Source organism: Mycobacterium sp., assembly GCF_052144515.1.
Classification (GTDB): Bacteria; Actinomycetota; Actinomycetes; order Mycobacteriales; family Mycobacteriaceae; genus Mycobacterium.
In genome coordinates, this window is record NZ_JBKQQD010000300.1 from 1 (window position 1) to 3,492 (window position 3,492).

General features: G+C 62.7%; 2 protein-coding genes. One reads left to right on the plus strand and one right to left on the minus strand.

Annotation, left to right across the window (positions count from 1 at the left end):
* Positions 1 to 500 precede the first annotated feature (500 nt).
* Positions 501 to 1,079, plus strand: a complete 579-nt coding sequence (gene ribA, locus ACLP9N_RS20380; protein ID WP_442409114.1) for a GTP cyclohydrolase II — start codon at positions 501 to 503, stop codon at positions 1,077 to 1,079.
* A gap of 290 nt (positions 1,080 to 1,369) precedes the next feature.
* On the opposite strand, the gene ACLP9N_RS20385 is transcribed toward ribA, so the two are convergent.
* The coding region (locus ACLP9N_RS20385; RefSeq protein ID WP_442409115.1) for an Ig-like domain repeat protein at positions 1,370 to 3,492 on the minus strand (2,123 nt) is incomplete at its 5' end.

Genomic DNA, 3,492 nt, shown 5'->3' on the forward strand with positions numbered 1-3,492 from the left:
CGGGCCATGATTTGCTCCGGGCGCGGAAAGTTGCTTCTGCGGTAGCGAGGCGAAGGTATCTTACCTTAAGCGTAAATGCAAGAGGGGGAGGGCGCGCTGGGTGGGAAGCGGCAGGGAGCGGTAGAGAGATTCCTCACCCCGAAGATCGGGGTTCGGAATGACTCAGTATTGGGAGTGGGCGCGGAGGCACAGAGATCTCTCCCGCCATGGTTCGCCCCTGTGCGGGAGACCCAGGGCTTCCTCTGCGAGCGGCTAGCACGCAGGCCGCCGCGCGCCGAAAAGGCGAAGACTCGACCTCTGCTGCGGGCACTCGACGCGCCCAGAGAAGAAAAAAACCGTGAGCCACTTGCGCGCTTTGGACATGGCGCGGCTGGTATAATGTGGAGTTCACGATGGCGCGATATTCCCAACCGAAGAGATCGAGTCGCGGCAGTTCGGGACGCCGCGGCGCGCAATCCGAACGCAGCGCGCGGGCTGGCGCTGAGCCAGCGGCGCGGATTGTGGCGGAAGCGCGTTTGCCGACGCGCTTCGGGCCGTTCGAGATTATCGGCATCGAGGGCGCGAGTGAAGGCGAGACGGCGGTGGCGCTGCGGCATGGAAAGGTCGGCGCGAAAGATGCGCCGCTGGTGCGAATCCATTCGCAATGTTTGACGGGAGATGTGTTTGGCTCGGAGCGCTGCGATTGCCGGGCGCAACTGGAATATTCGCTACGGAAGATCGCGCGGGCGCGCTCGGGTCTGCTGCTTTATTTGCCGCAGGAAGGGCGCGGCATCGGACTCTTGAACAAGCTGCGCGCGTACGCGCTGCAGGATCAGGGCATGGATACCGTCGAGGCGAACGAGGAACTGGGGTTTCTCGCGGACTTGCGCGACTACGCATTTTCGGCGGAAGCTTTGAAAATTCTCGGCGCGCGGCGCGTGCGGCTGCTCTCGAACAACCCGGACAAAGTGCAGCAGCTTGAGGCGGCGGGGATTGAAGTCGTCGAGCGCGTGCCGTGCCAGCCGCCGACGTCGCGGGCTTCGCGCGGATATCTGGCGGCGAAGAAATCGAAGATGGGACACTTGCTCAGCGGGCTGTGAGATTTGATTTTGCGGTGAGTGCAAGCCACATCCGAAAACAAAACATATCCAACGGTCAAGCTGGCCGAGGGACCCCGCGCAAAGGTAGCGTCCCAACATGTGTCGCCCCTGCGAGGCTCGGGTGCATCTTTTGGGCACACCCAGCGCTTACGCGCTGGGCTAACTTGTTCCGCCCCTCCGGGGCTTTCAAGCGATACTCGGAACGGTGAAGTCACCGGGGCGGGCGTTAGCTTGCGCTGCGCGTTTCCGCCCGCCCCGATTGCACGACTCGAAGTCGCGCTGAGAGGAAACTATTCAACGTTGAAGTAGATGATGATCGGCGTACCGCCAGGCCCACTCACGGTTATTCCGTAGAGCCCGGTAGTGGTTCCGCCGCCCCCGCCACCGCCGCCGCCCCCGCCGCCTCCCCCGCCACCACCTCCGCCGCAGGCCACCGCGGCTCCAGCGGCGAGGATGAGCAGACAGATCAACAGTGCGTACCCGCGGCGTCGCTTGGGCGTTGCGAAGAACAACAGCAAGGCCAGCACTACCGCCGACACGCCGATCAGCCGGGTAATGGGCGCACCGCGCAGATTCGGCCGGTCAGTCGGTGCCGGTGGAAGGGCTGCGGCTATGGTGTTGCACATGAGAGTTATGTTGCCGCTCGCCGTCACCGGATTCGCCGAGAAGGTGCACGCTGGCGGATCGATGGCACCCGCCGGGGTGACGGACACGAGCGCGGTAAGCGTCTCCGTCGTTATTCCCGCCGAAAGCGTGACACCGAGTGTGGATTGTCCTGAACTGCCGGGGGCCGTGATCGGCACCGCGGTCCCAGAGGTGCTGTTCGACGACGTGATCGTGTAGGTCGCGGTGAAGGTCACCGGAGCCGTTTGGGTGACTGTGACGGTGTCGGTCGTGTCCGTGGCAACGTATGTCACTGTCTCGGGACTGCCATCCTTAACCGTGAAGGTCACCACGCCGCTGGCGCTGGACGCGCCACTACTGGAAACGATCGATGAGCTATTGGAGGCCGTGGCGCCCAGTGTCACGGTCTTGCCGCTCACCGGGTTGCCGCTCGAATCCTTCAGAGTGACCGTGATCGTCGAGGTTGTCGAATTGTTGGCAAGCACGGACCCGGGCGCGGCGGCCACCGTGGAGTTGGCAGCGGAAGCGGCGTCGGCGACTTGGGTGAGCGTCGTCATCGCAGATGTAGACGGCGCGGCATAATTCGCGTCGCCGCCGTAGCTAGCGGTGACCGTTTCGCTGGCTTTAGGGACATAGGTCGCCGTTGCGCACAATTCAGAGTAGCCGTAAGTCTGGTCGTAGAAAGCAGATAGTGTCGGCGAAGGGAACGTCTCGCCCCCGGTCGAGACGAAGGAAACCGTTCCGGACGGAATGTTGCCGTAACTGTCAGTTTGAACCAAAGCGGAAAGCGTCACGCTGCTGCCCAATACGAAGTTGGATGACGAGGAAGCGGAACAGGGGGCCGCGGTGGTCGAAGGGGCGACGCCGATATTGGTCGCGGCCTTAGTGATCGTGACCGAAAAAGTGTTCGACTGGCTTTGGTTGTAGCTCGCGTCGCCGTCAGTCGTCGCGCTGACGAACGATGTCTTGGACCCCAAATACTGTGCCTGGAGCACTTGGGGTGCGCCGCTGACGCTCAGGGGAGGAATCACATAGGCGGAGGTCTGCGTGGCCTCGCTGAAAAGTCCATAAACTGGAGTCTGAAATTCGGCATAGCCATCCGAGTTCAGCGTGAAAGGCTCGCTACCTCCCCCGTTCGCGGAGGTCTGCGCGAGCGCGGTTCCATTGTCCAAGAATGTTACGGTGCCGGTGGCCGTCTCCTCAGTCGAGGTGCTGCCAACCACATCCAAGCGGAATAGCAGGGCCGTGCCGTATGGAGCCGTGAGGCCCGTCGTAATCGCGGTATAGCATTGCCCCGAGTTCTGGCAGGCTAAGTTGGCCGGCGTGTAAGCGTAGGCGGTGAGCGTGGAGGCGCTGTTTTCCGGGTTTACCACCACGGCGACCGGTGCGGAATCGCTCGCGCCGAAGGTCCCATCGCCCGTGTAATGCGCGGTGACGTTGTAGCTATTGCCAGCGCCCACTCCGGCGCTGCCTACCAGGTAGGTTGTAGTTCCCGTTGCGGTGCCGCTCTTGAGGGTATAGAGGTCGACGTTGCCGCCACTCGGGCTGAAGACATCCACGGCTCCCATGGGGCTGCCGCTTCCATTCGTCGCTGCATTGGGATTGGGCGAGCCGAGCAATACGGTGTCGCCCGTGGGCGTGCCCGTGCCCGTGCCTGCGGGAGAAACTGCGATATTCACACTGATGTTCTGACCATGAGTGAAGGTCAAGGGTGTGCTGCCAACGGCGTTCACGCAGGTTGTACTCGGGGTCACGCAAGAAAGCGTGAAGGTGTGGACTTGGCTGGACT